Raw genomic sequence first — 18,269 nt, 5'->3', positions numbered from 1 at the left:
TGATCTAGATGTACCAGGTGCGCCAACGGAGGCGCACGGAGGAGGAACAAAGATGTCCAAGCGAACCACGACCTCCATGCGGGCACTGACCCGCCGCGAGCTGATCGCGGGCGGCATGACGCTCGGCGCGGCCAGCCTGCTGGCTGCCTGTGTCGGTACGACGCCGTCGGGGGGCGGCGGCGGTGGGGGCGCCGCGAGCACCGGCGCAGTGACCCTGCAGAACTCGATCCAGGACGCCGACCCCAAGGCCGCGCTCGAGGCGCTCGTCAAGGCCTACCCGGGCGGCGACGTCACCATGAACTCCGTGGCGACCGAGCAGTTCCGTGCCCAGCTCACCAACTACCTGCGGTCCGGCGACGCACCCGAGGTCCTGAGCTGGTACGCCGGGTCCGTGGCCCGGTCCTACGCCGAGGAGGGCCTGCTGCTCGACGTGTCGTCCCTGTGGGAGGGTGACGGTCCGTGTGCCGGGTACTCCGACGCGCTGCGCAGCCTGTCGTCCGACGCCTCCGGCAACCAGATCTTCGTGCCCACCAACTACTACTGGTGGAGCGTCTTCTACAAGAAGTCGTCGTTCGAGAAGTGGGGCGTCGAGCCGCCGACGTCCTGGGACGAGTTCCACGCCCTGTGCGAGAACCTCAAGGGCCAGGGCGTCAACCCGCTGACGAACGGTCTGTCCTCGACGCCGTGGATGGCGTCGGGCTGGTTCGACTACCTGAACCTGCGGGTCAACGGCGCGCAGTACCACCGGGAGCTCCTGGCGGGCGAGCACGCGTTCAACGACCCCGAGGTCGTCGCCGTCATGGAGGAGTACAAGCGGCTCATCCCGTACTTCGACCCGAACATGGCGTCGTACTCGGCCCAGGAGGCTGCCACGCCGATGGCTCAGGACCAGTCGGCCATGTACCTCGTCGGGGCGTTCGTCACCACGTACTTCCCCGAGGACCAGCGCGACGACCTCGACTTCTTCTCGGTCCCGGTGATCAACGACTCGGTGCCCACCGCCGAGGAGGCGCCGACCGACGGGTTCTTCGCCGCCGCCAAGAGCGACAACCACCAGGGCGCGCTCGACCTCCTGACCTACCTCGCCTCCCCGGAGTCGCAGCAGCAGTACATCGAGCAGTCCAAGTCCGCCAACCTGCCGACCTCGCCGGACGTCGAAACGTCGTCCTTCAGCCCGCTGGTGCAGAAGGGCATCGAGCTGCTCAACAGCACCGAGGAGATCACACAGTTCTTCAACCGGGACTCCTCCGACGCGCTCCAGGCCACCGCCGACACCGCGCTGACCAAGTTCCTCGCGCAGCCGGACTCCATGAAGAGCATCCTCGACGAGTGGCAGACGGCGGCCGAGGGGGTCTTCGCGTCGTGAGCACACTGACGTCCCCTCCGGACACGGAGAAGGGCGGTGGCGCCCGGCCCGGCCGCGCCCGCCGCCGGTCCCGGATCGCGCGCGTTCCGCCGCTCGTCTGGGCGTTCCTGCTGGTCCCGTTCGCGATCGAGCTGTTCTGGGTGTTCTGGCCCGCTGCCAACTCGTTCTCCCTGGCCCTGACCCGCTGGGACGGCATCAGCCTGGCGGAACCGGTCGGCCTGCAGAACTTCCGCGACCTGGCCGCCGACCCGATCTTCCTCACCGCCCTGCGGAACAACGTCGTCTGGGTGCTCGGGTTCGGCGGCCTGTCGGTGGTGGGCGGGCTCGTCCTCGCGGTCACCCTGAACAAGCCGGGCCCCATGGTGAGCCTGTACCGCAGTGCCATCTACCTGCCCATGGTCGTCTCGCTCGCCGTCAGCGGGCTGTTCTGGCGCGTCATGTACGCGCCTGACGGGCCGATCAACGGGACCCTCGGGCTGCTCGGGCTCGAGTCGCTGCAACGCCAGTGGCTCGCCGACCCCACCGTCGCACTGTGGGCCGTGCTGATCGCGGCGGTCTGGCGCCAGGTCGGCTACATCATGGTGCTCTACCTGGCGGGCCTCAAAGGCACCGACCCCACGCTCGAGGAAGCGGCCGCCGTCGACGGCGCGAGCGCGTGGCAGCGGTTCTGGCGCATCGTCATGCCGCAGCTGCGCGGCGTGAACACCGTCGTCTTCGCCGTGACCGTCATCGACTCGCTGCGCACCTTCGACATCGTCTGGGCCATGACGCGCGGCGGCCCCTACAACGAGACCCAGCTGCTGAGCACCTACATGTTCCAGCAGGCGTTCACCACGGGGAATCTCGGCTACGCCTCTGCCATCGCCGTGGTCATCTTCGCGCTGGCCATCGGCTTCATCATCACCTACCTCGCCCGCCAGGCCCGGACGGAGGACTGACATGTCAGCACTCGCCCCACCCGCCCGGGCCGGCGTGCCCGGCCCCGCCCGCACGGGCCGCCGTCGCAGGCCCCGTGCCGCACGCTCCCCGTGGCTGCACGTCGCGATGATCCCGGTCACGCTCCTGTGGCTCAGCCCCATCGTGTTCGTGCTGTTCGTCGCCATCCGTTCCTACGACGACATCGCGGGCCGCGGCCTCGGCGCCTTCCCCGCGTCGTTCAGCACCGAGGGCTTCACCACCGCGCTGACCGACGGCGGCGTGCTCCAGTCGCTCGGCAACAGCGTGCTGGTGACCGCCTGGGCGGTCCTCGCCTCTCTGGCGCTCTCGTCCGTCGCCGCGTACGCGCTCAGCCGGTTCGACATCCCCGGCCGGCGCACCATCCTGCTCACCATGCTCGCAGGGAACCTCCTGCCGCCGCAGATCCTCCTCGTCCCGGTCGCGGCCATCACCGAGGCCTTCGGCATCGCCGACACCCGCACCGCGCTCATCATCGTCCAGGTCGGGTTCGGCATCGGCTTCTACACGTTCGTGCTGCACGGCTTCATGCGCAGCCTGCCCACCGAGGTCTTCGAGGCCGCACGGCTCGACGGCGCCGGCCCCGGCGGCATCTTCTGGCGCATCGTGCTGCCGCTGTCCCGGCCGTCGCTCGCCGCGCTCGCGGCTCTGGCCACCACCTGGATCTTCAACGACCTGATCTGGGCGATGACCGTGCTGCGCACCGAGGACAAGTTCCCGATCACCGCCGCCCTGCTCAACCTCCAGGGCGGCTACGCGAGCGCGTGGAACGTGGTCGCCGCGGGCTCCTTGATCGCGGCGGTCCCTACGGCGATCGTGTTCTTCATGTTCCAGAAGCAGTTCGTGTCCGGACTGCTCGTGGGGGCCAACAAATGACCTGGGTGCTGCCGACACGGTCGGGCCGGTACGTCGTCGGCCCGGCGCCGCGCGGGGCCGGGCTGGTCGCCGTCGGCTGGGGGCCCGACGGCGGCGACGAGCCGGCGCCGGCCGCCGCGACGTCATCGTTCGAGGCCGACCTGGACCTGCTGCCGCTGGAGGCGACGGCGCTCGGTACGCGCAACGTGCACGGCGCCGAGCTCGTCGTGCGGCGGGCGGACGGCCTCCGGGGCGCGCGCCTCACCATGCCCGGCGGGCCGGACGGCGAGGTATCGGTCAGCCGGGACGACGACGGCGCGACGCACCTCGTGTGCCCGCTGGCCGACGGCGTCCTCGGCCTGAGCGTGCGCCTGCACCTGCGTACCCACCTCGGCCACGACGTGGTCGAGAAGTGGGCCGAGGTGCGCAACGTGTCCGACCAGCCGATCGAGCTGCTCCGGGCCTGGGGCGGCGCGTTCGCGATCCCGGCCGGCGCCGGGGCGGCCGTCGGGCTGCTCGGCGGCGCGTGGTCGCGCGAGTTCACACCCTTCGGCGTGACGCTCGGGGCGGGGACGCTGAGCATCGGCAGCCGGCAGGGCATCACGTCGCACACGTACGCGCCGGTGGTCTCGCTGGCGCCTTCCGGGACGGACGGCGAGTCCGGCGTCCGCTACGGCGTCGCGCTCGCGTGGAGCGGCTCGTGGCGCCTGGCGCTGGACGCCGTGCCGTTCGCCGACCACATGCGGGTCGCCGCCGGGCCCGACGACGAGTCGGGCATCCTCACCCTCCGGCCGGGCGAGGGGCTGACCACCCCGGTGCTGGCAGGGGTGCGCGTGGAGGGCGACGCCGACGACCTGGCGCACGCCTGGCACGAGTACCAGGCGACGCTGGCCCGCACCCGCGGCCCGGAGCACCGGCCGGTGGTCTACAACTCGTGGTACGCCACCACGTTCGACGTGCGGGTGGAGCACCAGCTCGAGCTCGCCGCGGTCGCTGCGGAGGTGGGCGCGGAGGTCTTCGTGGTCGACGACGGCTGGTTCCGCGGGCGCACCACGGACCGCGCGGCGCTGGGCGACTGGGACGTGGACCTGCACCGGATCCCTGGTGGGCTCGGGCCGCTCGCGGCCGGCGTCCGCGATCTGGGCATGCGGTTCGGGCTGTGGGTCGAGCCGGAGGCCGTGAGCCCCGACAGCGACCTGTACCGCGCGCACCCGGAATGGGCGCACCAGGCGGCCGGTCGCCCGCTGGAGACCCTGCGCAACCAGTACGTGCTCAATCTGGGCCGGCCTGAGGTCGAGGAGTGGGTGCTCGGCACGCTCCGCCGGCTGCTGGGCGACACGGACATCACCTACCTCAAGTGGGACATGAACCGCTCGATCGCCGACGGCGGCCAGAGCATCCTCGGTGGCGACGACTGGTCCTGGCGGCACACGCAGGCCTATTACCGGGTCCTCGACGCCCTGCGTGCCGAGTTCCCGCAGGTGACGGTCGAGGCCTGCGCGGGAGGTGGCGGGCGGATCGACCACGCCGTGCTCGCGCGGACCGACGTCGTGTGGCCCAGCGACGAGACCGGGCCGCGGGACCGCCTGGCGATCCAGCACGGGTTCCTCGGCGTGCTGCCCGCATGGACCATGAGCTCGTGGGTGACCGACCTGCCCGACCTGCTCGACCGGGACCGGGACGGCGAACCGGTGAGCCTCGAGTTCCGGTTCGTCGTCGCGATGGCCGGGGTGCTCGGCGTCGGGGCCGACCTGCTGGCCTGGGACCGGGCGACGCGGGAACGGGCGGCGGCGCTCGTCGAGCTGTACCGGTCGATCCGGCCCGTCGTCCATACGGGCCGGGTGCGGCGGCACGGTGCGCCCGCGGACGAGGCGTGCGCGGTGCAGTACACGGGCAGGGACACCGTCGTGGTGCTGGCGTGGCGGCGGACCGGTGCCGCGGGGCTCACCGCGCACCTCGGCGACCTCGACCCGGACGCGCGGTACCGGCTGCGCGGCGACTCCCGGAGCAGGACGTTCACCGGCAAGGAACTGACCGCGGACGGGCTTGCGGTCGCGTGGACCTGGGTGGACTGTGACGTCATGATCCTGGACCGGGTGTGACCGTGGCGGGACCTGCTGGTGCAGGGCGCCCCCTGACCGTACGGACGGACCTGGCGCTCGGCGGGCGGTGGACGTCGCTCGCCACGCCCGAGCGCGAGTGGCTCTGGCGCAACCCGCGGATCCCCGACGGCGCACGGGCCGCCGTCGTGCCCGGGGACGCGTTCGTCGACGCCGGCGGTGGTGAGGAGTGCTTCCCCACCCTCAACGGCCCGAGCGACCACGGCGAGGTGTGGTCCCAGCAGTGGGCCGCCGACGCCGATGGCGCGGCGCGGGTCACGACGGGTGACCTCTCCCTCCGCCGTCGTCTCACCGCGGACGACGGCGTCGTGCGCGCGGCCTACACGATCGACGGCCCGCCCGGCGCCGCAGTCCTGCACGCCGTGCACCTGCTGCTCGACGTCGGGCCGGGCGCGCGCCTGGAGGTGCCCGGGCGGCCGGACGTGCTGGTGGTCGAGTGGCCGGAGCGGGGCGCAACGGCGTCGTCCACCTGGCCCGACGGCAGGGGAGTGTCCTTCGACGTCCTCGGCCCCGACGACGGGACCGCCCGCTGCGCCGTCGTCGCGTCCGACCGGGTGGACGTCGTGGACGGCGCCGACCGGCTGTCGCTCCGCTGGGGCGTGGAGCAGGGCTTCGCGGCGCCGGTGTCGTTCGTGGTGTGGCGCAACCTCGGCGGCTGGCCGAAGGGTGCGCCGTACCGCTCGATCGGCGTCGAGCCGCTGCTGGGCGCGGAGTCGAACCTCGACCGGGCTGCTCGGGATCAGCTGGCGCACCTGGACGACGCCGGCCGGATGAGCTGGTGGCTGGAGATTCGGGCCCGCACCGCCGGGATCCGGAGCACCAGCTGGGACGACCTCGAACACGGGGGGCACTGGCGGCAGTACCTCAACCACCCTGGCTCTTATCTGAGGCACCTGCTCGCGGAATGACACGCCCGACCGAGTCAGTCAGGCGGGAACGCGATCGTGTCGTTCGCCGGGACGTTCGGCACCGTGCCGGTTCGGGCGAACTCGGCCCAGATGCGGCGAACGATGCGACCCCGACGCTCGACGTCCGCCCAGTCAGCTGATCCGAGCAGTGGTGCGCCGTCCCAAGCCTGGCGAGAGCCGAGCACGAGCGGCAGGTCAGTGAGGTGCGCGGCCCCGTAGCCGTTGCCGTCCGGCTGCCATGTCATCAGGTACCGATGAGCGCGACCGCCCGCGTCTCGATGTCGAGCGATGAACTGCCGTGCGGGCCTCTCGTACATGCTGCGATTGAGCGGCGTGCCGATCAGCCGCCGAGCGAGGCTACCGAGAACCGGCAGTCGGAACACCCGCTTCAAGGCGGGCACCAGCGCTGCGATCACCCCGGCTTCGTCCTGCGTACAGCCGATCAGCACATCAACGCGCCGGGCTGCTTCTCGCCATGCTGCGTCCCGGTCTGCCTCGTCCGGAAGCGGAGAGAGTCCGTACTGGACCCCGAACGGCTGTCGGCTCGGCTGCCCGAACCGCCGCGCCGCCCGCTCGGCCACCGGCTGCAGGGCGAGGACCTCCTCGACCGGGGCGGTCCGCGACAGCTCGCCGACCGCGGCGAGCATCGCTTCGGTCATGGGGGTTCGGCCTGCCGTGACACCCAGTGGGGCGCTCTGCATGATGGCTCGCTGGAACAGGCCCTCGGCACCGTCGCTGATCATCAGCTGCGCGATCGCGTCCGCGCCCGCAGACTGCCCGAACAGCGTGGTCGAGCTGGGATCACCACCGAAGACCGCGATGTTGTCCCGAACCCACCGCAACGCCATGAGCAGGTCGAGCAAGCCAAGGTTGGCGGGCGCCTCGACGCCGTCGCCGAGGAAGCCGAGCAAACCGAGGCGGTAGGTGACGGCGACGACGATCACTCGCTGCTCGGCTACCAACGCACGCGGATCGTACTGGGCGAGATCACCGGCACCAGCGACGTATCCACCGCCATGGATCCAGACGAGCACCGGCACCCACTCGCCATCACCCAGGTCGGCCGGAGCGGTCACCGACAACCGCTGGCAGTTCTCGTCCATAGCCAGGTCGTCAGGCCCAATGAGCCGGTTGAACAGCCTTGGCGGCAGTTGCGGCGCGGCCGGGGCCCGCTCGAACGCGTCGAGGGGTGCCTCGTACCGAGTGATCCGAACGGGCCGGGCGAACCGTGCCGCCGTCGCGTATGGAATGCCGAGTGCGCGCACCAGATTGCCATCGACCAGGCCAACGATGACTCCCGCGTCGAGCGCGAAGCGTCGCTCGGTCAGGTCATCCTCAGAGTCAGGACCATAACCCGTCGTCATGCGGTCAGCGTAGGCGACCCGGTGCGTTGCGAAACCGAGCCGAATGGCTGGCGGCGCGAGGTCCGGGCGTCCCGCTGACGCCGCGCCACTGCGCTGGCGCTCCCGTCATGCAACCGGGTCGCGACCAGGGTCGAGTGTGCGGATGCCGGTCGCCGACCGGTTCGCGAAGTACGCCAGCACCACCACCGCCCCAGCCAGCAGCAGCGACCACGAGACCTCTACCGAGCCCTGCAGGACCTCGGTGACGTAGCTGATCACGGGCAGCGTGGACAGGATCGCCATCGCGGCGACGGGGCTGGTGCGCGTGAGCCCGATCTGGAGCAGCCACAGCGGCGCGACAACACCGAGCAGCGACAGGACGATCAGGTGGGGCCAGTCGAGCGTCGGCGGCCCGTTCCCGGCCCAGTGCCAGGCGACGCCCACCGCGGCCAGCAGGTAGGTCAGGTGGTAGCGGCACGCGAGGATCGCGCTCGGGGTGTGCCCGAGCCCGGAGAGACGCACCGACTCCGTGGCGATCCCCGCCGCGCCGACCCCGGCGACCGCGGCCAGCGCACCGCCGATCGCGAGGTCCGTGAGTGGCGTGCCGGCCGCGCTGCGGACCAGGCAGAACGCGACCCCCGCACCGAGCACGGCCAGGGCGAGCCAGACGTTCCCCTTGCGCCGGGTGAGCACCCAGGCGGCAAGGGGACCCAGCGCTGTCTCGACGCCGGTCGTCACCGAGCCGGGGACGAAAGCGAGTGACACGTAGAAGCACAGGAAGACGAGCGCCGTGAGCAGGTTGATCCGGACCGTGTCCCGGAGCGGCACGGAGCGGGTCCCGGGCGTGAGTACGAGGCGTACGTTCGCGAGCCCCGCCGCCAGGAGGAATGCCACGAGGGTGTACCAAAGGTTCTCTCCGAGCGAGCCGGACTCCCCGAGAAGCGCTGCCACCGAGCCCTGCAGGACCGTCGCGGCGAGGACGAAGAGCATGACGGGCACCGTACTGGACAGGCGGTGCGGTGCTCCTGAGAGTCCGACCTTCGCGCAAAACCTTCCACTGTAAGAATTTCTGGGTACGATCGTCAGGCGGTGCCTCGGGCGTGAGTGCGACGTAGCGGTCAGGCCGGTGCCGTCTCGTACCCGTGCCGAACGAAGGAGTTCCATGCCGACGAAGCCGACCACCTCAGTACAGCTCTACTCGGTGCAAGATGCGGTCGCCGAGGACCTGGACGGCACCGTGGCCCGCCTGGCCGAGATCGGGCTCCAGCACGTGGAGCCGTACGCCTTCCACGAACGCACGGCGGAGCTCGGCCGCGCGTTCGCGGCGGCCGGCCTGACGGCGCCGTCCGGGCACGCGCCGGTGATCGGCTCGGACACCCCAGAGGCGATCTTCGACGCGGCTGCCACGCTGGGGATCGCCGTCGTGATCGACCCCTTCGTGCCGGCCGAGCACTGGCAGACGGCCGAGCAGGTGGCCGAGCTCGCCGAGCGGGTCAACGGACTGGCGGTGCTGGCCGCCGAGCGAGGTCTGGAGTTCGGCTACCACAACCACAGCTGGGAGCTGAGCACCCGCATCGAGGGCCGGCACGCGCTCGAGCTGTTCGTCGAGCACCTGGACCCCGCGGTGGTACTGGAGGTCGACACCTACTGGACCGGCGTCGGCGGCGCCGACACCCCTGCGCTGCTCGCCGCGCTGGGCGACCGCGTGCGCCTCATCCACGTCAAGGACGGCACGCTCGACGGCGACATCGACGCGCAGCAGCCTGCGGGTTCCGGTGACGTGGACGTGCCGGTGATCCTCGCCGCAGCCCCGCGGGCGACCCGCGTGATCGAGTTCGACGCGTACGCAGGCGACGTGTTCGAGGGCATCGCGCAGTCGTTCGCGTGGCTGTCGGAGAACGACCGATGAGCCCGGCCGAGGCACGGGCGGCGAACCGGCCGGAGGCCGCGGGCGTCGGCATCATCGGCGCGGGCAACATCTCGACGCAGTACCTGGAGCACCTGACCCGGTTCCCGGACGTCGAGGTCCGCTTCGTGGCCGACCTCGACCAGGCCCGCGCCGCCGCACAGGCCCAGGTGTACGGGGTGCGGGCGTCGGGAGGCGTGGACGAGCTGCTGGCCCGCGAGGACATCGACGTGGTCGTGAACCTCACCGTCCCAGCGGTGCACGCCGACGTCGGGCACCGCGTCCTTGCCGCAGGGAAGCACGTGTGGAGCGAGAAGCCGCTGGCCCTCGACCACGACGCGGCGGCAGCGCTGCTGGCCGACGCCGAGGCGCGCGGCCTGCGCGTCGCGTGCGCCCCCGACACGGTGCTGGGCGCCGGCATCCAGACCGCGCTCCGCGCGATCGCGCGCGGTGACATCGGGGAGCCGCTGACGGCGACCACGATGTTCCACGTGCCCGGCCCCGAGTCGTGGCACCCGAGCCCCGACTTCCTGTTCGCGCTGGGCGGGGGACCGCTGTTCGACATGGGCCCCTACTACGTGACCACCCTCGTGCACGTCTTCGGGTCGGCGACGCGGGTCCAGGCGGTCGCCTCCACCTCACGCCCGACCCGGACCATCGGCAGCGGTCCCCGGGCCGGCGAGGTGTTCGACGTGCTGGTCCCGACGCATCACGCCGCGCTGATCGAGTTCGGCCAGGGGCGCTCGGCGCAGTCGACGTTCTCGTTCCAGCACGCGCTGCACCGGAACGGGTTCGTGGAGATCAACGGCACCGAGGGCACGATCAGCCTGCCGGACCCCAACGAGTTCGGCGGGGACTCGACCCTGTGGCGGTACGGGTCCGATGAGCCGACGACGCTCCCCGCGACCGGGCCGGACCTCGGCCGCGGCGCCGGCGTGGTCGACCTGGTGCGCTCGATCCGGGCCGGCGGCACCGAGCGTGCGTCGGGGGCGGTCGCTGCGCACGTCCTGGACATCCTGCTCGCGGTCCGGGACGCGGCGGAGGGCGGCAAGCCCGTGGAGATCGACTCCGCCGTCGGGCCGGTGGCGCCGCTGCCGGAGGGGTGGGACCCGACCGTCGCGACGGCGGGGTAGCGCCAACCGCTGAACTGCGTCCGGACCGGGACCCGTGGGGGTTCAGATGACGCGCGGGGCCCGGGCCAGGTTCGTCCTGAGCTCCTCGGCGTTCTGGCGCGACACATAGGCGGGCCGGTCACGCTCGGCGCGCCAGGACTCGCTGAGCGGTCCGGCGTTGACGGTGTCGAAGCCCGCCTCGTCGTAGAACCGCGTGACGAGCTCGACGGCCTCCGGATAGTCGCTCGCCGTCACGAGGGCCCGACGGTTCTCCGTCCCGGCCTGGGTGCCGTCGGTCGTGATGGACGGGGCGGTGATCTGGTTGAACGCCTTGACGACCTTCGAGGTGGGCAGGTGCTCCTGCAGCAGGCCGGAGACTGTCGCCTCGCCACGGTCGAGCGCCTCGATGTGGCCGTCGCGCTCCCAGTAGTAGTTGTTCGTGTCGAGCACGATCTTCCCCGCCAGGGGCTCGACCGGGACGTCGCGGTAGGCCTTCAGCGGCACCGACACGACGGCGACGTCGGCCGCCGCGGCCGCCTCCTCGGCTGTCGCGGCCCGGGCCTTCGGCCCGAGCTCCGCGACCAGGCCCGCGAGGGTCTCGGGACCGCGCGAGTTCGCGATCACCACCTCGTTGCCCTGTGCGATCGCCAGGCGCGCGACCTGGCTGCCGATGTTTCCTGCTCCGATGATGGCGAATGTGCTCATACGCTCGGCAACCCCCGGGATCTGCTACCCATTCCGTCCGCGCGAGGCTGGTAGGTCACAAGCGTTCGTACGATGACCCCCATGGCGAACGGCGATGCGGGCTCTCACGGACGGTCGTACCGGAAGGGTCCCGAGCGACGCGCCCAGATCCTCCTCAGCGCGATGGAGCTGTTCGCCGAGCGCGGCGTCGGCGCCTCGCTGCGGGCGATCGGCGAGGCGATCGGCGTCTCGCACGCCGCGCTGCGCTACTACTTCGCCAACCGCGACGAGCTGCTCGTCGAGGTCTACCGGACACACGAGGCCCAGGTGCACGAGGTGGAGGCGCGCGAGCCTTCCGCGGGGGGCGAGGAGTCCGCGGTGGCGGCGATGGAGCGGAGCGCCGAGCGGAACCGTTCCATCCCCGGGCTCGTGGAGCTGTATGCGACGCTCACCACCGACGCCCTGCAGGTGCAGCAGCACCCGGCGACGCGCGAGTTCGTGCAGGCGCGGTTCCGGCGGGTGCGGGCAGACCTCGCCGAACGGGTCAGGGCCGGGCAGCGTGCGGGCACGATCGCGGCCGACGTCGACCCGGACGACGCCGCGGCGCTGGTCGCCGCGGCGTCCGACGGGCTGCAGCTGCAGTGGCTGCTCGCCCCCGACACGGTTGACGTCCGCCGCTCGCTGGAGCTGCTGGAACGGTTCCTGCCCGGTGCCGAGCCGACCGGCACCGGGTCGAGCAGCGCCGGACCGGAGCCGCAGGCGGACGCCGGCCGGCCGTAGGAGGCGCGGCTCAGGCCCCGAACGCCTCCAGCGCGACCGGCTCCCACTCGCGCCACGTGCGCAGGCGCTCGGCGTAGATCTGCTCGACGTCGGCGAGGGGCCTGCCGAGGAAGACGTGCAGCGGGGGCCGCTCGGCGTCGGCGATCCGGAGCATCGCGGACCGGGTCGCGTGCGGGTCGCCGATCTGAAAGTCCGGGGCGGTCGCCTCGCGGACCTCGTCGTAGTCGGCGTTCGGGGCGCTGGCGTGCGCCGCGGTGGCGAACCCCGTGGCGTAAGGGCCGGGCTCCACGTTGGTCACGTGGATGCCGAACGCCGCCACCTCCTGGGCCAGCGACTCGGAGATCCCCTCGACCGCCCACTTGGACGCGTGGTACGCGCCGAAGCCGGGGTAGGCGCGGACGCCGCCCTCGCTCGTGACCTGCAGGATCCTGCCGGACCGCTGCGCGCGCATGAGGGGCAGGACGGCCTGGGTGACCCAGACCGTCCCGAAGAAGTTGGTCTCGAGCTGGGCGCGGAGCTCGGCCTCGGTGATCTCCTCGACCATGCCGAGGTGCCCGTACCCGGCGTTGTTGACGACCACGTCGAGCCCGCCGAAGTGCCCGGCGGCGTGCGCCACGGCGTCGAACACCGCTGTGCGGTCGGTGACGTCGAGGGCGATCGGCAGGACGGCGTCGCCGTACTTGCTGGCGAGCGGCTCCAGCGTGGTGGTGTCGCGGGCGGTGGCGGCGACGCGGTCGCCGCGTTCGAGTGCTGCCTCGGCCCACTCGCGGCCGAGGCCCGTTGACGTTCCGGTGATGAACCAGGTCGTGTGCATGCCTCCATCGTGCGGCGCGGCAACCCATTCCACCAGCGACTGTTTGGCACAGTAGACATGCGTTCACCGCATGGCTCATGATGGCCGTATGGCTGAGCTCACCGTCACCGCCCTGCGGGTTGTGCACGCCGTCGTCGGCACCGGGTCCTTCACCGCGACGGCGGACCTGCTGGGGTACACGCAGTCGGCGGTGTCCCGTCAGGTGGCGGCGGCGGAGTCGGCGGCGGGCGCGCCGTTGTTCGTGCGCGGTGCTCGTGGCGTCGTGCCGACGCCGGCCGGCGCGCTGGTCGCGCGCCGCGCCGCGACCGTCCTGGCGGAGCTGGACGCCGTCGGGAAGGACCTCGCGGGACTGGCGGACCGGCTCGGCGGCCGGGTGGTGATCGGCGCATTCCCGACGGCGATGTGGGTGCTCGCGCCACGGGCCGTGGCGGTCGTGCGGCGACAGCACCCCGGCCTGACGATCGAGCTCCGGGAGGCGTCCACCCCCGCCCAGCTCCGCCAGCTGAGCGCGGGGCGCATCGACGTCGCGGTGATCGGAGTGGGCGCAGACCTCCCCGCCTACGACCTGGATGGCCTGCGGCGCGACCACCTCGTGGACGGCCGTTCCCTCCTGGCAGTGCCGAGAGAGCACCGGTTCGCCGACCGCGGGCGGGTTCCGGTGGCCGAGCTGGCCGAGGAGGAGTGGATAGTCGGCAAGGGCCTGCGCGGTGAGCCGCAGTTCGGGGCGTGGCCCACCCTGCTGGAGCCGAAGGTCGCACACGTGGCGCGCGAGTGGCACGCGCGGCTCGGCATGGTCGCCGCAGGGCTCGGCATCACGACGCTTCCGGAGATCGCGGCCCCCGCGATCCCTGCCGGCGTCGTGACGGTCGGTGTCGACGACCCGGCTTGGCTCGGCCGCGCGGCGGTCGCCGTCACGCGGCCCGAGCGTTCCACGAGCGTGGACGCGGTGGTGGCGGTGCTACGGGACGTTGCGCGAGAGCTGCGCTGACCGCGTTCCGATAATCTCCGAGCATGCCGACGACGAGCCCGGACGACCCCTGGTCCTCCGTCGCGGACGACTGGGGCCGCTACTGGGGCACCTTCGCGCGACCCGCGTGGGAGCCCATGCTGCGCACCGCGGCGATCGGCCTCGGGACGCGCGTGCTCGACGTCGGCTGCGGCACCGGCGAGCTGCTCGAACACCTCCAGGAGCTGGGCGCCCGGCCCACCGGCGTCGACCCGGCGGCCCGGATGGTCGAGCTCGCGCGGGCGCGCGCGATCGGCTCGGACGTGCGGCTCGGCGACTTCGAGCAGCTCCCGTTCGACGACGCGGCCTTCGACTCGCTCCTCGCCGTGAACGCCTTCCAGTTCGCCGCGGACGAGGAGCGTGCGCTGGCCGAGGCAGGCCGCGTGCTCGTGCCGGGCGGCACGCTGGGACTCGCCGGGTGGGCCGAACGCGGGCGGAACGACCTGGACGCGATCAACGTGGCTCTCGCGGCGGCCGACGATGAGGAGCCGCCCGACGACGGCCCCCTGCGGGTCGAGGGTGGTCTCGCCGGCGTGCTGCTCGGTGCCGGCTGGGAGGTGCTCGACGACGGCGTCGTGCCGGTCCCGTGGACCGCCCGGCACGACACGGACCTGGTGCGCGGGATCCTCTTCGGCGAGGACGCGTCGACGATCGCCGACCTCGCACCGGTGGTGGTCGCCGCGGCCGCGCCCTTCCGCAGGTCCGACGGCACCTACCGGCTCCTGAACGCTTTTCGCTGGGCCGTGGCGCGCCGTCCCGGCTGATCGGACGACGGCCTGCGGACGGTCAGGCCTGCCGTGCCCGCCCGTCGACGTCGATCACCACCTTGCCGAGGGCGTGGCCCTCGCCGTGGAAGGCCAGAGCCCGGGGCACCTCGTCGAGCGGGAACGTGCGGTCGATGTGGATGTCGACCTCTCCGGCCAGGCACTGCTCGGCCAGCGGCTGGAAGTACTTCGGACCCAGGCTCACGGGCAGGACCCCGATCCGGCGTCCGGTGACGCGGGCTGCGACGGTGCCGACCGTCAGGATCTCCAGCAGCTTCCGCACGGGCCCGCCCACGCAGAGATACCTACCGCCGCGCCCCAGTGCGCGGCGGTAGGCGAACACGGACCTGTGCGCGACCATGTCGAGTATCAGGTCGTACGGTCCGGTCCGGGTGAAGTCCTCGCTGCGGTGGTCGATCACCCGGTCGGCGCCCAGGGACCGCATGTAGCCGAGCTTTGCGGCGTTGTCCACGGCCGTGACGTGGGCGCCGGCGCGCTTGGCGAGCTGGATCGCGAACGATCCCGAGCCACCGCCCGCACCGTTGATCAGCACCCGCCGTTCCGGGCCGGCGTCCGCGGTTCCCTGGAGCGCGATGGCGGCCGCCTGCGGCAGCGTTGAGGCCTCGCCGAACGTCAGACCCGGCGGCTTGTGCGCGAGGGCGGACTCGGGCGCCACCGCAAACTGCGCAAAGCCGCCCTTGTGGATGAGGTTGTCGCCGTACACCTCGTCGCCGGGCCGGAACCGCGTGACGTCGGACCCGACGGCCTCGACGCGGCCGGCGATGTCCGAGCCCAGCACCCGTCGGCCAGGTCTGCGCAGCCCGCCGAACCGGGCGTAGAACGGTGACCCGCGCAGGCTCTCCCAGTCGGAGAGGTTGATCGATGTCGCGATGACCTCGACCAGCACCTGGTCCGGACGCGGAGCCGGCACCGGTATCTCCTCGACCCGCATTCGATCCGGTGGTCCGTACTCGTCGTAGACGACTGCCCGCATCCCGATCTCCCGTCGGCCGGTGTGTGCCTGGTCTACACGGTCCGGGCGCGGGCGACAAGGGTCCCGACCGCCGAGGCCTCAGTGAGAACGGTTATCATCTACCCGGCGGCCGGAACGGGCCGTCGATCATGGAGAGGGGCGCGATGAGCAGGCCTTCCGCGACCGGACGGGTTCCCGTGGTGACGCTGACCGGGCATCTCGGCGCGGGCAAGACCACGCTGCTCAACCACCTGCTGCAGCAGCCCGGCGCGCGGGTCGGCGTGATCGTCAACGACTTCGGCGACGTCAACGTCGACGCGGGCCTGGTCACCGGCCAGATCGACGAGCCGGCGTCCATCGCGGGCGGCTGCCTGTGCTGCCTGCCCGACGCCGGCGGGCTCGACGACGCCCTCGAGAAGCTCACCCACCCTCGGCTGGGGCTGGACGTCGTCCTGGTCGAGGCCAGCGGCATCGCCGACCCGCTGACGCTCGCCCGCATGATCCGGTTCAGCGGCGTCGAACGGGTGCGGCCCGGGGGAGTGGTCGACGTGGTCGACGCCGTCGAGCACTTCGGCACCGTCGACGACGGGGGCGACGCGCCCGCGCGGTACGCGGTGACGTCGCTCGTCGTCGTGAACAAGACCGACCGCCTGCCTGCCGGCGAGGGCGAGCGGACGCTCGCCCGCATCGAGGCCCGTGTCCACGAGCGCAACCCCGCCGCCCAGGTGGTGCGCACCTCGTACGGGCGCGTGGACCCGGCCCTGGTCTACGACGCGGCGTCCGTCGAGGACCCGCCCGACCAGCTCCCGCTGGCCGCACTGCTGCGCGACGGTCGCGAGCACGACCACGAGCACGCCGACGCCGTCACGGTCACCACGGCCGGCCCGGTCGGTCCAGGGCGCCTGGTCGACCTGCTGGAGGAGCCGCCGGCAGGCGCGTACCGGATGAAGGGGCGGGTCGTCGTCGACACCGGCCGCAGCCTGCGCGGCTATGTCGTGAACGTCGTGGGCCGCTCGGTGCACGTGACCAGCAGGCGGGTCGACCCCGCAGCAGGTGGCGGCGGGGCCGACGGCGCCGGCGAGCTCGTGGCCATCGGCATGCACCTCGACGTCGGGCATGTGCGGGACCGGCTCGAACGCGCGCTGGCACCGTCCGCCCACCCGGACGCCCAGGGCTTCGCCCGGCTCCAGCGCTACCGGCGGCTCAGCCGGTGAGCGGTCGGCGCCGGGCTGGCAGGGGGCGTCGTCGTCCGACGGAGTCCGGCGCCCGTAGGGTGAGTTCACGTGAGCACGACGCCGACGGACCACGACCTGCCCATCCTGCGCGTACCCGGGATCCGGGCGCTGGTGCTCATGTCGCTGTTCGGTTTCGCGGGCTATGCGCTGCTGCTCCCGACGGCGCCCCTGTGGGCCACCCACGGTGGAGCGGACGAAGGCGGCGCCGGCCTGGTCAACGCCGTGCTGATGCTCGCGACCGTCGCCGTCCAGACGACCGTGCCGTGGTCGCTGCGTCGGTGGGGCTGGCGCGCCACGCTCATCACCGGGGTGCTGCTGCTCGGTCTGCCCTCGTTCGCGCTCATGCTCACCGACCAGCTCGCGTGGATCCTTGCCGTGTCCGCCGTCCGCGGCGCCGGGTTCGCGATCCTGACCGTGTGCGGCGCGAGCGCCGTCGCCTCGCTGGTCGACGCCACCCGGCGCGGGCGGGCGATCGGCGTCTACGGGCTCGCGGTCGCCGCACCGCAGCTGTTCCTCGTGCCGAGCGCCGCCTGGATCGCCGAGTCGGTCGACTTCCGGGTGGTGTTCGTGCTCGGTGCCGCCCCGGCGCTCGCGGTGCCGTTCGCCGCGGCCCTGGGCCGGCGCCTCGACGACATCGCAGAGGGCGGCCTCGACACCGGTGACGAGCCCCGGCCCGGACGCGGCCGGATGCTCCTGGCCCTCGCACTGCCCTCGCTGGTCCTGCTCGCCGTGACCACCCCCGGCGGGGCCCTGCTCACCTTCGCCCCGCAGTTCCGGCACGGCTCGACGGTCGCGGTGCTCGGCCTGCTCGGGTTCACCGCGGCCGCGGCGCTGTCCCGCTGGCTCGTCGGCGGTCCGGCCGACCGCTTCGGGCCGCGCCGGTTCATCTCGCCGCTGCTCGTCGTCTGCGCCGCCGGTCTCGCGCTGTGTGCCTGGTCGCTCACCGGGACCGGCCCCGGCGCGGCAGTGCTCGTCGCGGGCATGACGGTCGTCGGCGTGGCCTACGGCAGCCTGCAGAACCTGACGCTGGTCACGGCGTTCGCCGCGGTGCCGGACCGCGACCGCAGCATGGCCAGCGCGGTCTGGAACATCGGGTTCGACACCGGGACCGGGCTCGGCTCGCTGGTCGTCGGCTTCATCGCCGCCGGGACCAGCTTCTCCGTCGGCCTGCTGACCACGGCCGCGCTGTGCCTGGTGGTCGCGGTGCTGGCGCTGGTGGGAGGAGCCGGCCGGCGAGTCGCGTGAGTTCGGTCGGTTGTCGTTCTGGTGTGAGTGACTTCGGTCAGTTGTCACGCTGGAGTGAGTGACTTCGGTCGGATGTCACGCTGGTGTGAGTGACTTCGGTCGGATGGGATGAGATCGGTCAGTTGACCGACCGATCTCATCCCATCCGACCGAACTCATGAGCCTGCCGCGAAACCCTGGCCCCTGGCCCCTGGAGAGGGGGCT

17 protein-coding genes are annotated in these 18,269 nt (G+C 72.3%); 12 read left to right on the top strand and 5 right to left on the bottom strand.

The window, feature by feature from the left end:
- The first annotated feature begins 52 nt into the window (after nucleotides 1–52).
- From ACFS27_RS03115 to ACFS27_RS03095, 5 genes are read left to right on the top strand one after another with little or no spacing between them, the layout of a single operon-like run.
- On the top strand, nucleotides 53–1,366 hold the full coding sequence (locus ACFS27_RS03115; RefSeq protein ID WP_377180238.1) for an ABC transporter substrate-binding protein: 1,314 nt from the start codon (nucleotides 53–55) through the stop codon (nucleotides 1,364–1,366).
- A complete protein-coding gene (locus tag ACFS27_RS03110) occupies nucleotides 1,363–2,304 on the top strand; it encodes a carbohydrate ABC transporter permease (RefSeq protein ID WP_377180236.1) in 942 nt (313 codons plus the stop codon). Before ACFS27_RS03115 ends, ACFS27_RS03110 begins: the two co-directional genes overlap by 4 nt.
- A gap of 1 nt (nucleotide 2,305) precedes the next feature.
- On the top strand, nucleotides 2,306–3,196 hold the full coding sequence (locus ACFS27_RS03105) for a carbohydrate ABC transporter permease (protein ID WP_377180234.1): 891 nt from the start codon (nucleotides 2,306–2,308) through the stop codon (nucleotides 3,194–3,196).
- Nucleotides 3,193–5,277: an alpha-galactosidase gene (locus ACFS27_RS03100; RefSeq protein WP_377180231.1), complete on the top strand. Its 2,085-nt coding sequence runs from the start codon at nucleotides 3,193–3,195 to the stop codon at nucleotides 5,275–5,277. The genes ACFS27_RS03105 and ACFS27_RS03100 overlap by 4 nt, the downstream gene beginning before the upstream one ends.
- Nucleotides 5,278–5,279: 2 nt before the next feature.
- Nucleotides 5,280–6,203 (top strand): hypothetical protein, encoded by a 924-nt coding sequence (locus tag ACFS27_RS03095; RefSeq protein ID WP_377180229.1) that lies wholly within the window; start codon nucleotides 5,280–5,282, stop codon nucleotides 6,201–6,203.
- A 14-nt stretch (nucleotides 6,204–6,217) separates the two neighbouring features.
- Here the strand turns inward: ACFS27_RS03095 and ACFS27_RS03090 are convergent, their stop codons facing one another.
- Both ACFS27_RS03090 and ACFS27_RS03085 read right to left on the bottom strand, forming a co-directional pair.
- The gene (locus tag ACFS27_RS03090; protein WP_377180227.1) at nucleotides 6,218–7,567 is read right to left on the bottom strand and encodes a carboxylesterase family protein; all 1,350 of its coding nucleotides are present in this window, start codon (nucleotides 7,565–7,567) and stop codon (nucleotides 6,218–6,220) included.
- A 105-nt stretch (nucleotides 7,568–7,672) separates the two neighbouring features.
- Nucleotides 7,673–8,536, bottom strand: a complete 864-nt coding sequence (locus ACFS27_RS03085; RefSeq protein ID WP_377180225.1) for an EamA family transporter — start codon at nucleotides 8,534–8,536, stop codon at nucleotides 7,673–7,675.
- Nucleotides 8,537–8,708: 172 nt separating this feature from the next.
- Here ACFS27_RS03085 and ACFS27_RS03080 point away from each other — a divergent pair, with 172 nt between their 5' ends.
- A complete protein-coding gene (locus ACFS27_RS03080; protein ID WP_377180223.1) occupies nucleotides 8,709–9,455 on the top strand; it encodes a sugar phosphate isomerase/epimerase family protein in 747 nt (248 codons plus the stop codon).
- Nucleotides 9,452–10,585 carry a Gfo/Idh/MocA family protein gene (locus ACFS27_RS03075; protein WP_377180221.1) on the top strand — a complete coding sequence of 378 codons (1,134 nt, stop codon included), beginning with the start codon at nucleotides 9,452–9,454 and terminating at the stop codon, nucleotides 10,583–10,585. The genes ACFS27_RS03080 and ACFS27_RS03075 overlap by 4 nt, the downstream gene beginning before the upstream one ends.
- 42 nt (nucleotides 10,586–10,627) lie before the next feature.
- On the opposite strand, the gene ACFS27_RS03070 is transcribed toward ACFS27_RS03075, so the two are convergent.
- A complete protein-coding gene (locus ACFS27_RS03070) occupies nucleotides 10,628–11,269 on the bottom strand; it encodes an NADPH-dependent F420 reductase (protein ID WP_377180219.1) in 642 nt (213 codons plus the stop codon).
- 81 nt (nucleotides 11,270–11,350) lie between these two features.
- Here ACFS27_RS03070 and ACFS27_RS03065 point away from each other — a divergent pair, with 81 nt between their 5' ends.
- Nucleotides 11,351–12,028 carry a TetR/AcrR family transcriptional regulator gene (locus ACFS27_RS03065; protein WP_377180217.1) on the top strand — a complete coding sequence of 226 codons (678 nt, stop codon included), beginning with the start codon at nucleotides 11,351–11,353 and terminating at the stop codon, nucleotides 12,026–12,028.
- 10 nt (nucleotides 12,029–12,038) lie between these two features.
- Here ACFS27_RS03065 and ACFS27_RS03060 read toward each other — a convergent pair whose 3' ends face one another.
- On the bottom strand, nucleotides 12,039–12,842 hold the full coding sequence (locus ACFS27_RS03060) for an SDR family NAD(P)-dependent oxidoreductase (protein WP_377180215.1): 804 nt from the start codon (nucleotides 12,840–12,842) through the stop codon (nucleotides 12,039–12,041).
- Nucleotides 12,843–12,930: 88 nt separating this feature from the next.
- Here ACFS27_RS03060 and ACFS27_RS03055 point away from each other — a divergent pair, with 88 nt between their 5' ends.
- On the top strand, nucleotides 12,931–13,830 hold the full coding sequence (locus ACFS27_RS03055) for a LysR family transcriptional regulator (RefSeq protein WP_377180213.1): 900 nt from the start codon (nucleotides 12,931–12,933) through the stop codon (nucleotides 13,828–13,830).
- Nucleotides 13,831–13,853: 23 nt separating this feature from the next.
- Nucleotides 13,854–14,612, top strand: a complete 759-nt coding sequence (locus ACFS27_RS03050; protein ID WP_377180211.1) for a class I SAM-dependent methyltransferase — start codon at nucleotides 13,854–13,856, stop codon at nucleotides 14,610–14,612.
- A 22-nt stretch (nucleotides 14,613–14,634) separates the two neighbouring features.
- Here the strand turns inward: ACFS27_RS03050 and ACFS27_RS03045 are convergent, their stop codons facing one another.
- Entirely contained in the window at nucleotides 14,635–15,606 is a 972-nt protein-coding gene (locus ACFS27_RS03045; protein WP_377180209.1) for an NAD(P)-dependent alcohol dehydrogenase, read from the bottom strand.
- A 143-nt stretch (nucleotides 15,607–15,749) separates the two neighbouring features.
- Here ACFS27_RS03045 and ACFS27_RS03040 point away from each other — a divergent pair, with 143 nt between their 5' ends.
- Nucleotides 15,750–16,799 (top strand): CobW family GTP-binding protein, encoded by a 1,050-nt coding sequence (locus ACFS27_RS03040; RefSeq protein WP_377180207.1) that lies wholly within the window; start codon nucleotides 15,750–15,752, stop codon nucleotides 16,797–16,799.
- Between the two features lie 69 nt (nucleotides 16,800–16,868).
- Nucleotides 16,869–18,065 (top strand): MFS transporter, encoded by a 1,197-nt coding sequence (locus tag ACFS27_RS03035; RefSeq protein ID WP_377180205.1) that lies wholly within the window; start codon nucleotides 16,869–16,871, stop codon nucleotides 18,063–18,065.
- Nucleotides 18,066–18,269 lie beyond the last annotated feature (204 nt).

It is taken from the genome of Promicromonospora vindobonensis, from assembly GCF_042685865.1.
Lineage (GTDB): Bacteria > Actinomycetota > Actinomycetes > Actinomycetales > Cellulomonadaceae > Promicromonospora > Promicromonospora vindobonensis.
Note: the sequence above shows the minus strand (reverse complement) of the source record. Positions and strands in the feature narration are given on the sequence as shown.

Coding starts and splice junctions, on each gene's coding strand:
- ACFS27_RS03105 (WP_377180234.1), top strand. CDS start 2,306: ATGTCAGCACTCGCCCCACCCGCCCGGGCCGGCGTGCCCGGCCCCGCC.
- ACFS27_RS03070 (WP_377180219.1), bottom strand. CDS start 11,269: ATGAGCACATTCGCCATCATCGGAGCAGGAAACATCGGCAGCCAGGTC.
- ACFS27_RS03085 (WP_377180225.1), bottom strand. CDS start 8,536: ATGCTCTTCGTCCTCGCCGCGACGGTCCTGCAGGGCTCGGTGGCAGCG.
- ACFS27_RS03100 (WP_377180231.1), top strand. CDS start 3,193: ATGACCTGGGTGCTGCCGACACGGTCGGGCCGGTACGTCGTCGGCCCG.
- ACFS27_RS03115 (WP_377180238.1), top strand. CDS start 53: ATGTCCAAGCGAACCACGACCTCCATGCGGGCACTGACCCGCCGCGAG.
- ACFS27_RS03055 (WP_377180213.1), top strand. CDS start 12,931: ATGGCTGAGCTCACCGTCACCGCCCTGCGGGTTGTGCACGCCGTCGTC.
- ACFS27_RS03045 (WP_377180209.1), bottom strand. CDS start 15,606: ATGCGGGCAGTCGTCTACGACGAGTACGGACCACCGGATCGAATGCGG.
- ACFS27_RS03065 (WP_377180217.1), top strand. CDS start 11,351: ATGGCGAACGGCGATGCGGGCTCTCACGGACGGTCGTACCGGAAGGGT.
- ACFS27_RS03080 (WP_377180223.1), top strand. CDS start 8,709: ATGCCGACGAAGCCGACCACCTCAGTACAGCTCTACTCGGTGCAAGAT.
- ACFS27_RS03040 (WP_377180207.1), top strand. CDS start 15,750: ATGAGCAGGCCTTCCGCGACCGGACGGGTTCCCGTGGTGACGCTGACC.
- ACFS27_RS03060 (WP_377180215.1), bottom strand. CDS start 12,842: ATGCACACGACCTGGTTCATCACCGGAACGTCAACGGGCCTCGGCCGC.
- ACFS27_RS03090 (WP_377180227.1), bottom strand. CDS start 7,567: ATGACGACGGGTTATGGTCCTGACTCTGAGGATGACCTGACCGAGCGA.
- ACFS27_RS03050 (WP_377180211.1), top strand. CDS start 13,854: ATGCCGACGACGAGCCCGGACGACCCCTGGTCCTCCGTCGCGGACGAC.
- ACFS27_RS03075 (WP_377180221.1), top strand. CDS start 9,452: ATGAGCCCGGCCGAGGCACGGGCGGCGAACCGGCCGGAGGCCGCGGGC.